This is a genomic window from Pseudomonas sp. A39 (genome assembly GCF_058145955.1).
Genome location: NZ_JBYVMD010000037.1, coordinates 24,377 through 42,346 on the forward strand (window position 1 = coordinate 24,377; position 17,970 = coordinate 42,346).

At 61.8% G+C, this 17,970-nt stretch carries 15 protein-coding genes and 2 pseudogenes; 10 read left to right on the forward strand and 7 right to left on the reverse strand.

The genetic code is table 11. The annotated features are described in order from the left end of the window. Nucleotides 1-16: 16 nt before the first annotated feature. A complete protein-coding gene (locus AC3ZU9_RS23775; protein ID WP_012723576.1) occupies nucleotides 17-607 on the reverse strand; it encodes an amino acid synthesis family protein in 591 nt (196 codons plus the stop codon). A gap of 187 nt (nucleotides 608-794) precedes the next feature. On the opposite strand from AC3ZU9_RS23775, the gene ltnD reads away from it, so the two are divergent. From ltnD to otnI, 5 genes are all read left to right on the forward strand, one after another. After that, nucleotides 795-1,769 (forward strand): L-threonate dehydrogenase, encoded by a 975-nt coding sequence (gene ltnD / locus AC3ZU9_RS23780; RefSeq protein ID WP_224265963.1) that lies wholly within the window; start codon nucleotides 795-797, stop codon nucleotides 1,767-1,769. A gap of 10 nt (nucleotides 1,770-1,779) precedes the next feature. Beyond that, a complete protein-coding gene (gene otnK, locus AC3ZU9_RS23785) occupies nucleotides 1,780-3,072 on the forward strand; it encodes a 3-oxo-tetronate kinase (RefSeq protein WP_012723578.1) in 1,293 nt (430 codons plus the stop codon). Beyond that, entirely contained in the window at nucleotides 3,069-3,713 is a 645-nt protein-coding gene (gene otnC, locus AC3ZU9_RS23790; protein ID WP_012723579.1) for a 3-oxo-tetronate 4-phosphate decarboxylase, read from the forward strand. The genes otnK and otnC overlap by 4 nt, the downstream gene beginning before the upstream one ends. Before the next feature lie 98 nt (nucleotides 3,714-3,811). Then, nucleotides 3,812-5,272, forward strand: coding sequence for a GntP family transporter (locus tag AC3ZU9_RS23795; RefSeq protein WP_012723580.1), 1,461 nt, complete (start codon nucleotides 3,812-3,814; stop codon nucleotides 5,270-5,272). 15 nt (nucleotides 5,273-5,287) lie between these two features. Beyond that, nucleotides 5,288-6,073: a 2-oxo-tetronate isomerase gene (gene otnI / locus AC3ZU9_RS23800; RefSeq protein WP_012723581.1), complete on the forward strand. Its 786-nt coding sequence runs from the start codon at nucleotides 5,288-5,290 to the stop codon at nucleotides 6,071-6,073. 591 nt (nucleotides 6,074-6,664) lie between these two features. On the opposite strand, the gene AC3ZU9_RS23805 is transcribed toward otnI, so the two are convergent. The 4 genes and pseudogenes from AC3ZU9_RS23805 to AC3ZU9_RS23820 form a co-directional block, all read right to left on the reverse strand. Continuing rightward, nucleotides 6,665-7,486, reverse strand: coding sequence for a DeoR/GlpR family DNA-binding transcription regulator (locus AC3ZU9_RS23805; protein ID WP_043205175.1), 822 nt, complete (start codon nucleotides 7,484-7,486; stop codon nucleotides 6,665-6,667). Nucleotides 7,487-7,571: 85 nt separating this feature from the next. Then, nucleotides 7,572-8,108 (reverse strand): annotated as a pseudogene (locus tag AC3ZU9_RS23810) (methyl-accepting chemotaxis protein); the annotation flags it as partial. Nucleotides 8,109-8,435: 327 nt separating this feature from the next. After that, nucleotides 8,436-9,515: pseudogene (locus tag AC3ZU9_RS23815) on the reverse strand (cache domain-containing protein); the annotation flags it as partial. Between the two features lie 145 nt (nucleotides 9,516-9,660). Next, nucleotides 9,661-10,551 carry a bestrophin family protein gene (locus AC3ZU9_RS23820; RefSeq protein ID WP_012723584.1) on the reverse strand — a complete coding sequence of 297 codons (891 nt, stop codon included), beginning with the start codon at nucleotides 10,549-10,551 and terminating at the stop codon, nucleotides 9,661-9,663. 235 nt (nucleotides 10,552-10,786) lie between these two features. Here AC3ZU9_RS23820 and AC3ZU9_RS23825 point away from each other — a divergent pair, with 235 nt between their 5' ends. From AC3ZU9_RS23825 to AC3ZU9_RS23835, 3 genes are read left to right on the forward strand one after another with little or no spacing between them, the layout of a single operon-like run. Continuing rightward, nucleotides 10,787-11,692 carry a hypothetical protein gene (locus AC3ZU9_RS23825; protein ID WP_490091433.1) on the forward strand — a complete coding sequence of 302 codons (906 nt, stop codon included), beginning with the start codon at nucleotides 10,787-10,789 and terminating at the stop codon, nucleotides 11,690-11,692. Further along, nucleotides 11,677-12,723: a GGDEF domain-containing protein gene (locus AC3ZU9_RS23830; RefSeq protein WP_012723586.1), complete on the forward strand. Its 1,047-nt coding sequence runs from the start codon at nucleotides 11,677-11,679 to the stop codon at nucleotides 12,721-12,723. The genes AC3ZU9_RS23825 and AC3ZU9_RS23830 overlap by 16 nt, the downstream gene beginning before the upstream one ends. After that, complete coding sequence (locus AC3ZU9_RS23835; protein ID WP_012723587.1) at nucleotides 12,720-13,178, forward strand: metallophosphoesterase family protein; 459 nt, start codon at nucleotides 12,720-12,722, stop codon at nucleotides 13,176-13,178. The genes AC3ZU9_RS23830 and AC3ZU9_RS23835 overlap by 4 nt, the downstream gene beginning before the upstream one ends. A gap of 6 nt (nucleotides 13,179-13,184) precedes the next feature. Here AC3ZU9_RS23835 and AC3ZU9_RS23840 read toward each other — a convergent pair whose 3' ends face one another. Further along, nucleotides 13,185-13,484 (reverse strand): ArsR/SmtB family transcription factor, encoded by a 300-nt coding sequence (locus tag AC3ZU9_RS23840; protein WP_012723588.1) that lies wholly within the window; start codon nucleotides 13,482-13,484, stop codon nucleotides 13,185-13,187. A gap of 90 nt (nucleotides 13,485-13,574) precedes the next feature. Between AC3ZU9_RS23840 and AC3ZU9_RS23845 the strand changes: the two genes are divergently transcribed. Both AC3ZU9_RS23845 and AC3ZU9_RS23850 read left to right on the forward strand, forming a co-directional pair. Next, nucleotides 13,575-14,666: an NADH:flavin oxidoreductase/NADH oxidase gene (locus AC3ZU9_RS23845; RefSeq protein ID WP_490091434.1), complete on the forward strand. Its 1,092-nt coding sequence runs from the start codon at nucleotides 13,575-13,577 to the stop codon at nucleotides 14,664-14,666. A 278-nt stretch (nucleotides 14,667-14,944) separates the two neighbouring features. Then, the gene (locus AC3ZU9_RS23850; RefSeq protein WP_093546719.1) at nucleotides 14,945-17,080 is read left to right on the forward strand and encodes a TonB-dependent siderophore receptor; all 2,136 of its coding nucleotides are present in this window, start codon (nucleotides 14,945-14,947) and stop codon (nucleotides 17,078-17,080) included. A 131-nt stretch (nucleotides 17,081-17,211) separates the two neighbouring features. Here the strand turns inward: AC3ZU9_RS23850 and AC3ZU9_RS23855 are convergent, their stop codons facing one another. Then, on the reverse strand, nucleotides 17,212-17,934 hold the full coding sequence (locus AC3ZU9_RS23855; protein ID WP_046035745.1) for a FadR/GntR family transcriptional regulator: 723 nt from the start codon (nucleotides 17,932-17,934) through the stop codon (nucleotides 17,212-17,214). Nucleotides 17,935-17,970 lie beyond the last annotated feature (36 nt).

Sequence of the window (17,970 nt, forward strand, 5' to 3'; positions counted from 1 at the left end):
TGGTGGCCGGCCGTGCTTACTGGGCTTTTTCGGCCGCCAGCTCTTCCAGGTCGATGTAACGGTTACCGATCCGTGGGTGCAGGCGGCCACCGTCGGCGCAACCCAGGACCACGACGATTTCGTCGGCACGCGGCGAATCTTCGATGTGCATTTCCAGGGTGATGTAGTGCGAACGCAGGCCTTCGTCGTCCTTGTGCATCATCGGGATCTGGATCGAAGTGCCCGGGCCGCCGCGCTTGTTGGTGAAGCTCAGGTAGCTCTTGGCCTTGACCGCTTCACGGTAGTGATTGCCGAAGCGCAGGGTGTGGATGATCGCGCTGGCGTGTTCGATCTCGCCATCGGCACCGACCACCGCTGCCTTGCCGTACGCCTCGATGTTTTCGGCGCCGCCAATGATGGCTACCAGACGTTCGACCATCTGCGCGCCGAGGTCGGAGCAATTGGCGCGGATTTCCGGCTTGAGGTCTTCGACGAAACCACGACCCAGCCATGGGTTCTTCAGCACCACCGCGAGGCCGACCATTTTTACCGGGGTGTCTGCGGCCTTGCCGCCTTCGATAAAGGTTTCTTCTACATAACTGACGATCTTGCGGATTTCGAAACTCATGAGCGGCTCCATCAGGTGTGGGGGAGTGGTTTGCGTATGATGGTATACCATAATACGCAAAGCACAAGCGTCGCAAATGAGTTTGCGTGGGGTGAGGCGATAAAGGGTGATGTGTGAAATTCTTTCGCTGGCGATGTTAAAAAATGTTAGATCGAAAAAATACTTCACATAATCTGTTCATTGGTGGATGATCGATTCCAATTCCAACGCGGCTCGCCGGTGTGGTGTCAGCCGCCGTTTTCCCCTGGAGTACCCCATGAATAATAAGAATGTCGGTGTGATCGGTTTGGGCGCGATGGGGCTAGGCATTGCCCGTTCGCTGTTGCGCGCAGGTTTCAATGTGCATGCCTGTGATGTACGCGAGGCGGTCACCCAGCAGTTCGCTGGCGAAGGCGGAGTGGCGTGCGCGTCACCGGCGCAGATGGCCGAGGCCTGTGATGTGCTCATCACCGTGGTGGTCAACGCCGAACAGACCGAAACCGTATTGTTCGGCGAAGGCGGTGCAGTGGCTGCATTGCGCCCTGCGAGCCTGGTGATCGGTTGTGCCACCGTGGCCCCGACCTACGCCGTCGACCTCGGCCAGCGCTTGGCCGACCACGGCCTGCTGTACCTGGATGCGCCGATTTCCGGCGGTGCGGCCAAGGCCGCCGCCGGTGAAATGACCATGATGACCTCGGGCCCGCAGGCCGCCTATGCCAAGGCCGATGCGGTGCTGGCAGGCATGGCCGGTAAGGTGTATCGCCTGGGCGACGTCCACGGCCTGGGTTCCAAGGTCAAGATCATCAACCAACTGCTCGCTGGTGTGCACATCGCGGCGTCCGCCGAGGCCATGGCTCTGGGCCTGCGCGAAGGGGTGGACGCCGAGGCCTTGTACGAGGTGATCACCCACAGCGCCGGTAATTCGTGGATGTTCGAGAACCGCGTGCCGCACATTCTCAAGGCCGACTACACGCCACTGTCGGCGGTGGATATTTTCGTCAAGGACCTCGGCCTGGTGCTGGATACCGCGCGTGCGAGCAAATTCCCGCTGCCGTTGTCCGCCACCGCGCACCAGATGTTCATGCAGGCCTCCAGCGCCGGTTTTGGCCGTGAGGACGACTCGGCGGTGATCAAGATTTTCCCCGGCATCGACCTGCCGACTGCCAAGCCCGAGCCGGTGTAAGGAACGCTTTATGACTAACCCCACCACGCGCCCGTTGCTGGGCTGCATCGCCGACGATTTCACCGGCGCCACCGACCTGGCCAACATGTTGGTACGCGGCGGCATGCGTACAGTGCAGAGCATTGGCATCCCCAGTCGCGAAGTCGCGGACGGGCTGGATGCAGACGCCATCGTCATCGCCCTCAAGTCGCGCACCACGCCGGTGGCAGAGGCTGTCGAGGAATCCCTGGCCGCGCTGGACTGGCTGCGCGAGCAGGGCTGCGAACAGATTTTCTTCAAGTACTGCTCCACATTCGACTCCACCGCCGCCGGCAATATCGGCCAGGTCAGCGAGGCCTTGCTCAAGGCGCTGGGCAGTGATTTCACCTTGGCCTGCCCGGCGTTCCCGGAAAACGGCCGGACGATTTTCCGTGGCCACCTGTTTGTGCAGGACCAGTTGCTCAATGAGTCGGGCATGCAGCATCACCCACTGACGCCGATGGGCGACGCCAACTTGGTGCGCGTGCTGCAACGTCAGACTGCATTGCCGGTCGGGCTGCTGCGTTACGACGCGGTTGCCGCGGGGGTGGACGCGACCCGCACGAAGATCGCCGAACTGCGCGCGCAAGGCGTGGGCATTGCCATCGCCGACGCGCTGTCGGACCAGGACCTCTACACCCTGGGCAGCGCCTGCGCCGACTTGCCGCTGCTCACCGGTGGCTCGGGCCTGGCCCTGGGGCTGCCGGGCAATTTCCGCCGCGCGGGTAAATTGCGCGACTTCGATGTGAACACGTTGCCCACGGTCAGCGGTGGCGAAGTGGTGCTGGCCGGCAGTGCGTCGGTGGCGACCCTCGGCCAGGTCGCGGCCTGGTGCGAGGCGGGCCGCCCGGCGTTGCGCATCGATCCCATCGCCCTGGCCGCCGGTGAGCCGGTGGTGGCGCAGGCGCTGGCCTTTGCCCGCGACAGTGCACACACCGTATTGATCTACGCCACCAGCACCCCGGCCGAGGTCAAGGCGGTGCAGCAACAGCTGGGTGTCGAACGCGCCGGCGCCCTGGTGGAGAACGCCTTGGGCGAGATCGCTGCCGGCTTGCGCGAGCAGGGTGTGCGGCGCTTTGTGGTGGCGGGCGGGGAGACCTCCGGCGCGGTGGTCAAGGCCCTCGGCGTCAACCTGTTGCAGATTGGTGCACAGATCGACCCCGGCGTGCCGGCCACGGTCAGCAGTTCCACCGAGCCGCTGGCACTGGCGCTGAAATCGGGCAACTTCGGGGGGCGCGAGTTCTTTGCCAAGGCCCTTGCGCACCTGGCCGGAGGTGCCCAATGAGCGGCATTGACGAACAGGCCCTGCGCGAAGAAATCTGCGACGTCGGCCACAGCCTGTATCAACGTGGCTACACCGTCGGCAGCGCCGGCAATATCAGTGCGCGCCTGGACGATGGCTGGTTGATTACGCCCACCGATGTCTGCCTGGGTCGCCTGGCGCCTGGGGCGATTGCCAAGGTCAACCTGAAAGGCGAGTGGGTGTCCGGCGACAAACCCTCGAAGACCCTGGCCCTGCACCGTCAGGTGTATGACCGCAACCCTACGGTGGGCGGGGTGGTGCACACCCATTCCACCCACCTGGTGGCGTTGACCCTGGCCGGGGTGTGGCGGGCGGACGATATTCTGCCGCCGCTCACGCCCTATCAGGTGATGAAGGTCGGGCACATCCCCCTGATCGGTTACCAGCGTCCGGGCTCGCCCGACGTCGCCGAGCAAGTGGCGCAACTGGCCAACAGCGTGCGAGGGGTGATGCTCGAGCGCCTGGGGCCGGTGGTCTGGGAAAGCTCGGTGGCCAAGGCCAGCTACGCCCTGGAAGAGTTGGAAGAAACCGCCCGGCTCTGGCTGATGAGCAACCCCCGGCCCGAGCCGCTGAGCCAGGCCGCCTTGGATGAACTGCGCGAGACGTTCGGCGCGCATTGGTAATGCCGTAGACCGACACTGCAAGCCCCCCGCGAGACCCGCCTGCGGAGCGTGACGGGAGCGGCTTGCGCCAAAAAACAATAACAACAGGACATTCTCGAATGAGCCCACTGATTTTGATGTTGACCGCCGGCGCGGGTATCGCGCTGCTACTGTTTCTGGTCCTCAAGTACAAATTCCAGCCGTTTGTCGCGCTGATGCTGGTGAGTATCGTGGTGGCGCTGGTGGCCGGGGTGAAACCGGCTGACCTGGTGGCGACGATCGAAGGCGGCATGGGCAAGACCCTTGGCCACATCGCAATCATCATTGCCCTGGGGGCGATGATCGGGCGGATCATCGAGCTGTCCGGCGGTGCCGAAGCCTTGGCCAAGTCGCTGATCGAGCGGTTTGGCAACAGCCGTACGCCGCTGGCGCTGACCATCGCCGGGTTCATCATCGGCGTGCCGGTGTTCTTTGAAGTCGGGGTGATTATCCTCATGCCGTTGGCCTACGGCGTGGCACGCCGGGCCCGCAAGCCGCTGCTGATGTTCGCGTTGCCGATGTGTGCGGCGCTGCTCACGGTGCATGCGTTTCTGCCGCCGCATCCGGGCGCCGTGGCCGCCGCCAGCCAACTGGGTGCCGACCTGGGCCGGGTGCTGATGTTCGGCCTGCCGATCACCGCGTTGCTGTGCTACGTCGGCTACCGCGTGGCGGGGCGCATGACGCGGCGCTTCTATCCGATGACCGATGACATCCGTGCCGAAGTCTATGGCCCCCACGTGACCAATGAAGACCTGCGGGCCTGGACCAACGGCAACCACCAGGCGGTGCAACCGAGCGCTGTGGCCGAGTCCCCTATGGGCCTGGAAGAGTCCACCAGCGCCATCGCCGCCAAGTTGCCGGCGGCGCCTGCGCCGGGGTTCGGGCTGATCGTCGGCCTGATCCTGCTGCCGATTGTCTTGATTCTGCTGGGTACCCTGGCCACCTCGCTGCTGCCGATCGAATCGACGTTGCGTGGGGTGATGACCGTGCTGGGCGCGCCGTTGGTGGCGCTGCTGATCGACACCTTGCTGTGCGCCTGGCTGCTCGGCTCGCGCCGTGGCTGGAGCCGCAGCCAGGTCTCCGACGTGATCGGCTCGGCGTTGCCGGGCGTGGCCATGGTGATCCTGATTGCCGGTGCCGGTGGGGTGTTCGGTAAAGTGCTGGTGGACACCGGGATCGGCGCGGTGGTCTCCGACATGCTGCGCACCACCGGCCTGCCGGTGCTGGCCCTGGGCTTCTTGCTGACCATGCTGTTGCGGGCGGTGCAGGGTTCCACCACAGTGGCGCTGGTGACCACCGCCGGTATCATCAGCCCGCTGATCGCCACCCTCAACCTGACGCCCAACCACCTGGCGCTGCTGTGCCTGGCCATGGGCGGTGGCGGGCTGGCCATGTCGCATATCAACGATGCCGGCTACTGGATCTTCACCAAGCTTGCCGGGCTCAACGTGGCCGATGGTCTGCGCACGTGGACGGTGATCACCACCTTGCTCGGCACCTTGGGTTTCGTGATTACATTGCTGATCTGGCCTTTTGTCTGATTTCCAGGAGTTCCTATGCCTCGTTTTGCTGCCAACCTGAGCATGCTTTACCCGCAATATGACTTTCTCGAGCGCTTCAGTGCCGCGAAGGCCGATGGGTTTGACGCGGTGGAGTACCTGTTTCCTTACGAGTACGACGCGCAGGTGCTCAAGCAGCGCCTGAGTGATAACGGCCTGGTGCAGGCGTTGTTCAACGCACCGCCCGGTGACTGGGCTGCAGGGGAGCGGGGCATCGCGAGCCTGCCGGGGCGTGAGGCCGAGTTTCGCAGCGGCTTCGACCGCGCGTTGGAATACGCCGCCGTGCTCGGCAATGACCGCGTGCACGTCATGGCCGGTTTGCTGCCCTCGGAAAACCTGCGCCAGCGCCATCAGGCCGTGTACCTGGAAAACCTCGCCTACGCCAGTGCGGCGGCGGCTGAGGTCGGCGTCACCGTGTTGCTGGAGCCGATCAACACCCGCGACATGCCGGGCTTTTTCCTCAACCGCCAGGACCAGGCCCACGCCATCTGCCGTGAAGTCGGCGCGCGCAACCTCAAGGTGCAGTTTGACTGCTACCACTGCCAGATCGTCGAAGGCGACTTGGCCACCAAGCTGCGCCGCGACTTCGACGGCATTGGTCATATCCAGATCGCCGGGGTACCGGACCGTCACGAGCCTGACCTGGGCGAGCTGAACTACGCGTACCTGTTCGAACTGATGGACCAGTTGGGCTATGACGGCTGGGTCGGCTGCGAGTACCGGCCAAAGGGCGACACCTCGGCGGGCCTGCAATGGTTGCGGGACTGGAAAGGGGCTCGATAGTCGACGAGCCTGTGCGTCGCTTTGGTTCAAAGGGGAAGGGGCGGTGCGACGATTCGACTTGCCCCTGATAGCGGTGTGTCAGCCGACACCTCTACCCGCAATGCCGCCGCCATCGAAGCCTCGCTAACGCTCGACATCTCCCACAGGGGACCAGCGGTGACCCACTTCCCACCTGCCAACCGAACTCAAATGTGGGAGGGGGCTTGCCCCCGATAGCTGTGTGTCAGCCAACACACCTGCCAACCCTGGCACCGCCATCGAAGCCTCGTTAAAGCTCGACCTCTCCCACAGGGGACCAGCGGTGACCAACTTTCCACCTGCCAACCGAACTCAAATGTGGGAGGGGGCTTGCCCCCGATAGCTGTGTGTCAGCCAACACACCTGCCAACCCTGGCACCGCCATCGAAGCCTCGTTAAAGCTCGACCTCTCCCACAGGGGACCAGCGGTGACCAACTTTCCACCTGCCAACCGAACTCAAATGTGGGAGGGGGCTTGCCCCCGATAGCTGTGTGTCAGCCAACACACCTGCCAACCCTGGCACCGCCATCGAAGCCTCGCTAACGCTCGACCTCTCCCACAAAGGAAGGCGATCACGCCGGCAATGGATCGCCCGGTAGCATCAATTCAATCCCGCGCTTGCGGATGCCATCCGCCGCCGCCGGCGCCAGGCCATCGTCGCTGATGATCACGTCGAACGGTTCCAGCCCGGCGATGCGGTACATGCTGAAGGTGCCGTACTTGGAACTGCTCGCCACCAGTACGACCTGGGACGCCGATTGCATTGCCACTTGCTTGACCTCGACTTTCAGCGCCGAGGGCGTGGTGATGCCTCGGTGCAAGTCCCAGGAGCTGGTGGACACAAAGGCGATGTCCGTGACTATCTGGCGCAAGGTCGCCACCGCCAGCCCGCCGACCGAAGAATGGTTGTCATGGTCCAGTTGGCCGCCGGTGTGGATCACCGTGACCTGCGTCGCATCCATCAAGGCCTGTACGATCCCGAAGTCGTTGGTGACCACCGTCATCCCCGACAGCGCCTTGATGTAAGGGACGATCTCCAAGGTGCTGGTGCCTGCATCCAGGTACACCGTCATGTCCGCGTGCAGCAACCGCGCGGCCAGTCGTGCCATCGCCTGCTTTTGCGGCAATTCCACCACGGCTTTGGATTGATGGCTGGGCTCGCTGTGCAGCTGGCTGGCGATCCTGACCCCTCCGGTGACGGAGTACGCCCGGCCTTCCTGCTCCAGCAGTGCAATATCACGGCGCACGGTCATGTGCGAGCAGTCGAACATCTCCATCAACTGGTGCACGCTCATCACCTGATGCTTGCGCAACTGCCGCAGGATTTGTTCGCGACGCTGCTCGGGGATCATCGGGGTGCTGCTGTCGGCGGCCGTGTCCTTGGGGGTGGGCATTAAGGCTCCAAAGGTAAGGTGCGGGGGAGTGCGTGGCTATAGTAGCCAATACACGCCCCCGCAAGCGACCCCGGTGTGACGGCGGTTAGAACTTGAACCGCCCCACCAAGCCCTTGAGCTGACCCGAAATATCCGTCAACCGACCTGACCCGGTCTGCGCCGAGTGGGCGAATTCTTCAACCAATTGCGCATCGGCATGGATCTGCGCGATGTGCCGGTTGATCTCTTCGGCCACTTGGTGTTGTTCCTCGGCGGCCGTGGCGATCTGGGTATTCTGGTCGCGGATCGAGTCCACCGAGCCACGGATCTTGTCGAAGCTGTCGCGGGCCTGCTGGATGCGTTCCACGCTGGTGTGGGACACCTGCAGGCTGCCTTGCATCTGCTGCGTGACTTCCTGGGTGCGGCGGGCGAGGTTGCCGAGCAGGCTGTCGATTTCACCGGTGGAGTCGGCGGTGCGGCGCGCCAGGGCGCGGACTTCGTCGGCGACCACGGCGAAGCCTCGGCCCTGGTCACCGGCGCGCGCGGCTTCAATCGCGGCGTTGAGCGCCAGCAGGTTGGTCTGTTCGGCAATCGAACGGATGGTGTCGAGGATGGTGTTGATGTTTTTGCTGTCCTGCTCCAGCAGTTGCATGGTCTGGGTCGACTTCTGCAGGTCCTCGCTGAGCTTGAGCACGCTGCCGGTGGCTTCGCCGATGTGCTGCTGGCCGTCGTGCACGTCGCGGTAGCCTTCGTCGGCACTGGTGGCGGCGGCGCTGCAGGAACGGGCGACTTCGTTGGCGGTGGCCACCATTTCGTTGAACGCGGTGCTGACCAGCTCCACCGCTTCACGCTGGCGGCCGGCGGCCTGGTTCATGTTGTGGGCGACTTCGCTGGTGTCGGCGGCGGCGGTTTGCAGGTCGGAAGAGGCGTTGCCGATGCGCTGCACCAGCTGCGCGATCATGCTCAGGAACTGGTTGAACCAGCCGGCCAGGCTGGCGGTTTCGTCCTTGCCTTGCACCTTGAGTTGGCGCGTCAGGTCGCCTTCGCCTTCGGCGATCTCTTGCAGGCCGTCGGCCACGCCGCGAATCGGGCGCACGATGACGCTGGCAAAACTGGCGCCGACAATCGCGAACACCAACGCCAATACTGCTGCGATGGCCGCGATCAACCAGGTCAGGCGGGTAGCGCCGGCCATCACTTCGTCGCGCTTGATCAGGCCGATAAACCGCCAGCCGAGGTCCTTGGAACTGACCATGTTGGCCATGTAGGCCACGCCATCAATGTCGATCTGGCTCACGCCGTCGCCGCGCTTGGCCAGTTCGGCGTAGTTGGGGCCCAGGTCGGCCAGGGGCTTGAAGTTGTGCTTGGCATCCCTGGGGTCGACCAGCACGTTGCCGTTGCCTTCCACCAGCATCAGGTAGCCGCTGTCGCCCAGCTTGATGTTGCGCACCAGCTCGGTGAGCTGCTTGAGCGACACGTCCAGGCCAACCACGCCGAGGATATTCCCGCTGCCGTCGGCGACGGTGTGTACGGTGCCGATCAGCGTCACATCGTCCGGCGCCCAATAGTAGGCGCCGGTGCGCACGGTTTTACCCGGCGCGGCGATGGCCGCCTGATACCAGGGGCGTACGCGCGGGTCGTAGTTGTTCAGTTTGGTGTCATCAGGCCAGCTGGCATAACCGCCGTCGGCGAGGCCCAAAGACAAGTAGGCGGTGCTCGGGTGGCTTTTGGCGAACTGGTCGAAAATCGCCAGCAGGTCTTTGTTGGTCTGGGTCAGGGGGATTTGCGCGGCGTCGGCGCCGGCGTAACTCTTGAGGTCCTTGGCCGCGACAACGCGCGGGTCCTTGGCGACGAAGTCGACGTTCTGGCTGATGCCGTCGAAGAACTGTTTCATGCCATTGTCGATCTGACGGATTTCGCGGCCGCTGCTGTCGAGGAAATTGGCCACGGCCCCCTCGCGCACATTCAGTACAACTAACACAGCGACCAAAATAACCGGGACGCACGCGATGGCGGCAAACGCCCAGGTCAGCTTTTGCTTGATATTCATGACTTCACCCGCGGGTATTTATATTTTTGGCAAGGAGAAAACAGTAGTGTCGAGCGTCGCATGTGTTGTTGTGAGGGGGATATGGCCCATGCGTACCCCCTGTATATCGACCGCGGGGGCAAGCACTTGAGGACCGAGGGCAGGTTTAACCGATGCGCTCGCCACCGAGAGCGTCACGCTGCATCGACTGCAGGTTTTTCTCGATGGTTTCGCAGATGGTTTCCATCTGGATCTGGTGTTCGCTGGAGTTGAACGGGCTTTGCAGGTCGGTGCCGATGCGTTCGATGGCGAGCAGCATAAAACCGACCACCGTCGACGCCAGCGGGGTAAACCAACCCAGGGATTCCACCAGGCCCACCGGCACGATCAGGCAGAACAGCGAGATAAACAGCCGTGGGAAGTACACGTAAGGGTAGGGCAGTGGCGTGTTGGCGATGCGCTCCATGCCGCCCTGGGCGTTGGACAGATCCACCAGGGTCGACTCCAGCCGCGCCAGGCGGATGCTGTCCAGGTGCCCGGCCTTGTATTCCTTGGCCAGCAACGCCGCCGACCCGGTGAGTATGTCATTGGCAAAGTTATTGGTGGCACCGTTGCGCGCAAATTCCTCGGCCGGGATAAACGCCCGCACTTCTTCGGGGCATGGCTCGCCTTTAAGGTGGGCGGCCAGGCAATTCACGTAGGCCACATGGCGGCGCAGCAGGGTGGCCTTGACTGGGTTCACTTCGCCGTCGGGGTCGTCCAGCAGGGTCAGTACCTGGCGGGCAAAGCTGCGCGAGTTGTTGACCATCGCACCCCACAGGGTACGGGCTTCCCACCAGCGGTTATAGGCGCTGCTGTTACGGAAACTGATCAGCACCACCAGCGCCGAACCCAGCAGGGTGAGCGGCATCAGCGGCAGATTGATCTTGGCGGTGAGAAACAGCATGAAGTCCACGGTGACGGCGACGTCCCACAGCAACAGCCAGAACAGCGCCCAGCCCACGTAGCCCATGGTCTTGATGATCAAACGGTATTTTTTGATGATGGCGGCTTTCAAACGAGGCCCTCGCGGCGAGCAGTAAGCAACAGTGCCTTAGCTCGGACGTCGGCTTGCGGGGAAGGTTCGCTGCGGCGACTGAAACGGTTAAGCCATCGAGGTCTTTTTGGAACAATTTTGGTAGCGACGGTGTCCTCTACGCTAATCACGATAGATTGCGCTCAAGGCAAAACGCCATTATCGGTGCTGCAATTGAGATCAGTGAATCCAAGTTGTTTGATCAGGGCTCTTTCTCATGTGCAGTGGTTCGTTGAAGTTGGCGATAGAACAGTCGGCGCGGGCGCTTGAGCGTCATGTGGATTTTGAAGCGTGTATTCGTTCCCATTATTCGATTTTGTTGGAGTGCTATTCAAAAAGACCGTTTTTCTATAAGACCGCACTCAAGTTCAGTCGCTTGATGGTGTCCTTTACCTTATTGAGCACGTATTTCTCCAAGCCCGTTCCCTTACTGTCCGAGGTGAAAGCGTTTTGTGTGGCGCGCGGGTTCTGTTCCAGAAACAGCCTGGAGTCGATCTTCCTGCTGTTCAGGGCGCTGGGGTTCATGACAGTGTCCAGGCATCCGGATGACAGCCGTTTGCGGGTATTCAGCCCGTCATCCCAAGCCTGCGAGGAGATCCGGCGGATGCTCACCTCCGTGGTCGAGCCGCTGGGTGTGATGTGCTCGGGAACGGCGGTGTGCGGGTCAATGGGCGGGTTGGATGATCGCGCCTATCTGGCACGTTATTTCAAAGGATTTTCGGTCCTTCTCTCCCATAACGTGACCATCGACCTGTTGATGCCTGATTGTTATTGGCTGGTAAAACGCGATGCCGGGCATATGTTGATGCTGGCGATCTATAACGATGCGTGTGCGCTCGATAATCAAGGGGCAAGTTTCAGGTCTTCGTCCTACCTTTCCATCGCTGAGCAACTCTCGGTATCCAAGACCCACGTTATTCGTCTGGTTCAAGAGGGGGCCGACCGGGGCTATTTCAAGATTCATTCCAAGACATTGCTTGAAGTCCTGCCACCTTTTATGGTTTTGGTCAGGCGGTTTATGGCTTACTCGTTTGCGACCGGCCTCCACAGTCTTCAACTGAGTCATGCCGATAGCACACCGGCCACTCATTCACAGGGAGTGACGGGATGCCGGCTAATGTGAAGCTCAGGCCACGGATGCAAAGACTGTTGTCGCCCGCGATCGCCAAGGCTGAACTGATCGGGATTTTCGCCTGGCTGGCGGTGTTGCTGGTGGACCGCTGGGCGATGTTTGGCTGGCCGGTCGCGCTGGTCACGATCGGGCTGTGCGGGGTGTATGGGGTTCACCGAGTGGTGACTCATTATGTGCTGTGGCGGGCGCTGGGTGTGGCCTACATGGTGCTGCTGTCTGCGGGTTTTGCCTATGTGGTTCACGTCCATCCCGCGCTGCAGGTGTTTGCCTTGCCGCTGGCCGTGACCTTGGTGCTGAGCAGTGCAATCCTGTTTATCGTGGTTCAGGATTTTCTGGTCTGCGCCGCCTTGGTCTGGTTACTGACGTGGCCCAGCATTCAGATGAGCCTTTACGAAGGCGTCGATATCTACGTGTTTATCTTTTGTGCCGCGTCGGTGGCGATCGGCTTTATCTTGAATGTCTACTACCTGAAGAACCTGCGTTCGGTGTTAATGGTGGAGAGTGAGTTTAGGGAGTTGGCCGAGACCGATTACTTGACCTCCATCCTGAACCGGCGGGCCTTTATGGAGAGCTTTTCCAAACTGATTGCGGCCGGTGATACCGGCTACTTCATGATGCTGGATATCGACAGTTTCAAATTAAAGAATGACCAGTTCGGTCATGACGTCGGCGACAGGATTCTCTGCGCCATGGCCGCGTGCCTTAAATCCACCCCAGGCAGCCACAGTTTCGGCAGGATTGGCGGCGAAGAATTCGGAGTGTTGCTGGTGGGCGATGACCCTGGTCTCGCCACCGATTACGCGCTGCGCCTGCTGCAAGCGATCCGCAGCAGTGTCGCGCCGCCCCATGACTACACCTGCAGTGCGGGCATGACGCATTTTACGCTCGGGGCCGATATGTCGGCGGTTCTCAAGCGTGCCGACCGCAACCTCTACACCGCCAAGGGCAACGGCAAGGACCGCGTGTACCTAGATGGCGCGCGGGTGTCTCACGGTTCGATTTCCACCCCGGAGGCCCTATGAAAGTTGGCGTGATTTCCGATACCCATGGCCTGCTGCGACCTGAAGCCGTGGTGGCTTTGCAGGGATGTGAGCAGATCATTCATGCCGGCGATATCGGCAGCCCTGAGATTCTTCAGCAATTGGCGCAGATCGCGCCCCTGCACGTAGTGCGCGGCAACAATGACCAGGACGCGCCGTGGGCAGAGCAGGTGCCTGACCATCTGCTGCTGGATGTGGACGGATGGCGGACGTTGGTGGTGCATGACATCGCCGACGTACCCGCCTTACTCGACACGTCTACTCGGCTGGTGATCACCGGCCATTCGCACAAGCCCCTGATCGAATGGCGCGGCGCAACGCTGTATGTGAACCCCGGCAGTGCAGGGCGGCGGCGCTTCAAGTTGCCGGTGACGTTGGTGGTGCTGGAGGTGCTGGAGACGTCGATCGAGCCGAGCCTTATCGCGCTGCTGGACTGACAGGGTTTACCGCTGGGCAAGAATGCAGTGCAGTAACCCCGGGAACCGTTCCTCCAGCACATCACCGCGCAACGAATTCAGATGAGTGGTCCCCACGCTGCGGGTGTGCACCAACCCGGCGTCGCGCAACACGCGAAAGTGATGGGACATGCTCGACTTGGGCCGCCCGCCATCCAGTTCGCCGCAGGTGGCTTCGGGCACACCGGCCAGGCAACGCACGATTTCCAGGCGCACCGGGTCACTCAGCGCATATAGCAGGCGCTCGAGGGTCAGGTCTTCCAAAGGGGGATGTTTAAAGGCTCGCATGAAACGAATCATAACAGGGGGGTATCATCGAATACCATAGTTCGATTACCATCGAACTATCGAATCATCCACTCGCTCCCGGAGTTCTCAATGTCCGCTTTGTTCGAACCGTTCAAACTCAAAGACGTCACCCTGCGCAATCGCATCGCCATACCGCCAATGTGCCAATACATGGCGGATGACGGCATCGTCAACGACTGGCACCTCGTGCACCTGGCCAGTATGGCGCGTGGCGGCGCCGGTTTGCTGGTGGTTGAAGCCACCGCTGTAGCGCCCGAGGGGCGTATCACCCCCGGTTGCGCCGGTCTCTGGAGCGACGCCCACGCCGAGGCCTTCGTGCCCATGGTCAAGGCCATCAAGGCCGCCGGCTCGGTGCCAGGCATCCAGATCGGCCATGCCGGTCGCAAGGCCAGCGCCAACCGCCCGTGGGAAGGGGACGACCATATGCCTGCCTCCGATGCTCGCAGCTGGGAAACCATCGCACCGTCGGCCATCGCCTTTGGTGCCAACCTGCCGCAAGTGCCACGCGCCATGACCCTGGACGACATCGCCCGTGTGCGCCAGGACTTCGTCGATGCTGCCCGCCGTGCCCGTGACGCCGGCTTTGAGTGGATCGAACTGCACTTCGCCCACGGTTACCTGGGCCAGAGCTTCTTCTCCGAGCATTCCAACCAGCGCACCGACGGCTACGGTGGCAGCTTCGACAACCGCAGCCGTTTCCTCCTGGAAACCCTGGCCGCCGTGCGCGAAGTCTGGCCGGAGAACCTGCCGCTGACCGCGCGTTTTGGCGTGATCGAATACGACGGCCGTGACGAGCAGACCCTCACCGAATCCATCGAACTGGCCCGCAACTTCAAAGCCGGTGGCCTGGACCTGCTGAGCGTCAGCGTCGGTTTTACCATTCCCGACACCAATATCCCGTGGGGCCCGGCTTTCATGGGCCCGATCGCTGAACGTGTACGTCGTGAAGCCGGTATTCCGGTGACGTCGGCCTGGGGCTTTGGCACACCGCAACTGGCAGAAGGCGCATTGCAGGCCGGGCATCTGGACCTGGTCTCGGTCGGTCGTGCGCACCTGGCTGACCCGCATTGGGCGTACTTTGCGGCCAAGGAACTGGGCGTGGAGAAATCCTCCTGGACCTTGCCTGCGCCTTACGCCCATTGGCTGGAGCGCTATCGCTGATCGGATCCTGACGTCGTATAGCAATCCAACTGTGGGAGGGGGCTTGCTCCCGATAGCAGTGTGGCAGTCACAACATCGGTGTCTGGCACACTGCTATCGGGCGCAAGCCCCCTTCCACATTGAGTTCGCATCAAACTTGCTGCTTATCGATACAAAGCTGTTACCTGAAAAATAGTGAATGAGAATAGATGTCAAACGCGAATGGATTGGTATACCATCCCCGCGAATTTTTGGCAGGTTTGCCGCCCCTTCTGGCTCATTCACTAGGTTCAACATCCATGCGTCGTACCTTGATTTCCCTCTGTGTGCTTCAGGCATTTTCGCCTTTTACTTGGGCTGAGGTTGTCCCTGCCGACAAAGCCAGTCTTGAGCTGCAAGCCACCAATGTCACGGGCGAGGCGGACTACGAGACGGCTCAAGGGCCGGTCAAGGGCTACCACGCGACACGTTCAGCCAGTGCGACGCGCACCGACACCTCCATTCATGAAACCCCGCAGTCCATCACCGTGGTGTCCAAGGCCGTGGTCGACGACATCGGCGCCACTCGCCTGCAGGACGCGCTGGATTACGCCGGCGGTGTCGGGCGTGCGAACAACTTTGGCGGCCAGGGGCTGACCACGTTCACCGTGCGCGGCTTTACCACCGGCGAGTTCTACCGCAACGGTTTCCCGATCAACCGCGGTTACCCGAACATGCCGGACGCCAACACCATCGAGCGCCTGGAAGTGCTGCGCGGCCCGGCGACCATGCTCTACGGCCGTGGTGATCCCGGCGGCACCTTCAACGTGGTGTCCAAGCAACCGCTGGCCGAACCCACCGTCACCCTAGGCAGCCAGTTGGATGACCAGGGCATGCAGCGCGCCACGCTTGACGCATCGGGCCCACTGGACGAGCAAGGTCGCCTGGCCTATCGCCTGAACGTGGTGGGCGAGGGCGGCGATACCTTCCGTGATCATGTCGAGACCGAGCGCTACGGCGTGACCCCGGTCATCACCTGGCAAGCCACCGACGACACCAAGGTGATCTTCGAAGGCGACTTCATGCGTAACAACCACCCGTTGGACCGTGGCTTGACGCGGTACCCGAACCAAAAAGGTACGCCTTCGCGCGACACTTTCTGGGGGGATAAAGATGTCGGTAAATTGCACAACGACAACAACATGGCTCAGTTGCGTTTCGAACATATGCTCAACGACAACTGGACCCTGGGCGGCGGTATGCAATGGTTGGATGGCACGCTGCAAGGCAACGCGATTGAGGCCAATGGTACGACCAGCCTCAACGCTGACGGCCGCACGCTGCAACGCAACTTCAATTACCGTAAGCTGGAATGGACCGACAAGGACTACCAGCTCAACTTGACCGGGCACTTCTCTACCGGCGGTTTTGATCACACGTTGCTGACCGGTATCGAGTACGAGGACTACGACTACAAGTCGATCATCCAACGTTCCAGCGCTGCCGTGGGTACTTACCCGATTGATATCTTCGACCCGGTCTACGGCCAGGCGCGTCCACCGCTGACCCGCACGCCGACACATGACAAGGAAAACCTCAAAACCTACGCGGCGTTTGTCCAAGACCAAGTGGCACTGACCGAGCGTTTGAAAGTGTTGGCCGGTGCGCGTTTCGAACGGTTTGAGCACGATTACGAGAGTTACGTGCCAGGCACTAAAAGCTGGCAAGCCGCTGATAACGCCGTCACCCCACGCGTCGGTGTGATCTACGACCTCACCGATACCGTCGCGGTGTACGCCGACGCCGCGCGCTCGTTCAAGCCCAACACCGGCGCCAGCCGCCAGGGCGGCGGTTTTGCGCCGGAAAAAGGCAAATCCTACGAGATGGGCGTCAAGTGGGAAGCCCTGGATCGCCAGTTGAGCGTCGACGCTGCGATCTACCAGATCGAGAAGAAAAACGTGCTCACCACCGACCCCCAGGACTCGACCTTCAGCGTCGCCGCCGGCCAAGTGCGCAGCCGAGGTTTCGACCTGAATGTGACGGGCAATATCACCCCCGAGTGGCGCGTGATCGGCGGCTATGCCTATGTGGACGCCGAAGTCACCAAGGACAACACCCTGCGCACCGGCACCCGTTTGCTGAACATCCCGCGCAACAGCTTCAGCTTGCTTAACGTCTACGAATTCCAGGACGGCGCCCTCAAAGGCCTGGGCCTGGGGGCGGGCGGCAAATACGTGGATGAGCGCGCCGGGCAGACGTCCAACACCGCGTTCTCGATGGATGCCTACACCGTGGTGGACTTGCTCAGCTACTACAAGGTCAACGACAAAGTGCGCCTGAACCTCGACGTGAAGAACCTGTTCAACCGCGAGTATGAAGAAGGCGCGTTCGGCAACGTCTACGCCTACCCAGGCGAGCCGCGCACCGTGCAGGTCGGAATCGCCTACACGCTATAACGGCGTACACCGCTTCAATGTGGGAGGGGGCTTGCTCCCGATAGCGGTGGATCAGTCAACGCAACATTGACCGGTCTACTGCCATCGGGAGCAAGCCCCCTCCCACATGGGGTCCTGGGTATGCCTTGGAGTCAGAGCGGCGTGAGCACATTCATCACCGTATCCAACGCCACTCGCGTGTCATCCAACTGCACCAGCGACGCATGCCGCGCCCCGAGGGCGTCACGGTTCTGGATCGCGGTGAGGATTGCCTTGTGCCGGGGCAGGCTCAGGCCCTGGATATCCGGGCGGCGGTTGGTGATGTTGATCGACTCGCGCAACGGCAACGACAGCATGTTGCACATATAAGCGAGCAGGTCGTTGCGGGTGGCATCGGCAATCGCGCGGTGAAAATCCAGGTCGGCCTGCAACAGGTCTTCGTGGGTCTTCGCGGTTTCCATGCCCCGGTAGGCCTGTTCGATGGTGGCGATGTCTTCATCGGTGGCGGTAGTCGCGGCCATGGCGGCGATTTCCGGTTCGAGGATGCGCCGCACACCCGCCAAGGTATTGAAGAACTCACTGTGGGGCGTGGACTGCATCAACCAGGACAACACGTCCGGGTCGAGCAGGTGCCATTTCAACCGGGGCCGCACCACCGCGCCCACCCGAGGCTTGGAATACACCAGGCCCTTGGCGCTGAGCACCCGCGTGGCTTCACGCAGCACCGAACGGCTGACCTTGTACTCCTCGCAGAGCGTGGCCTCCATGGGCAGCCGCTCTTCAGGCTTGAAGCGACCGGAAACGATGTGCATGCCCAAGTCCTGAACGATCTGGGCATGCTGGCTCTTGCGCGGCTTGGACGGCTGTTGATCCATAACGACAGGGAGGCTCTGACTTAAATTCGCGGCATC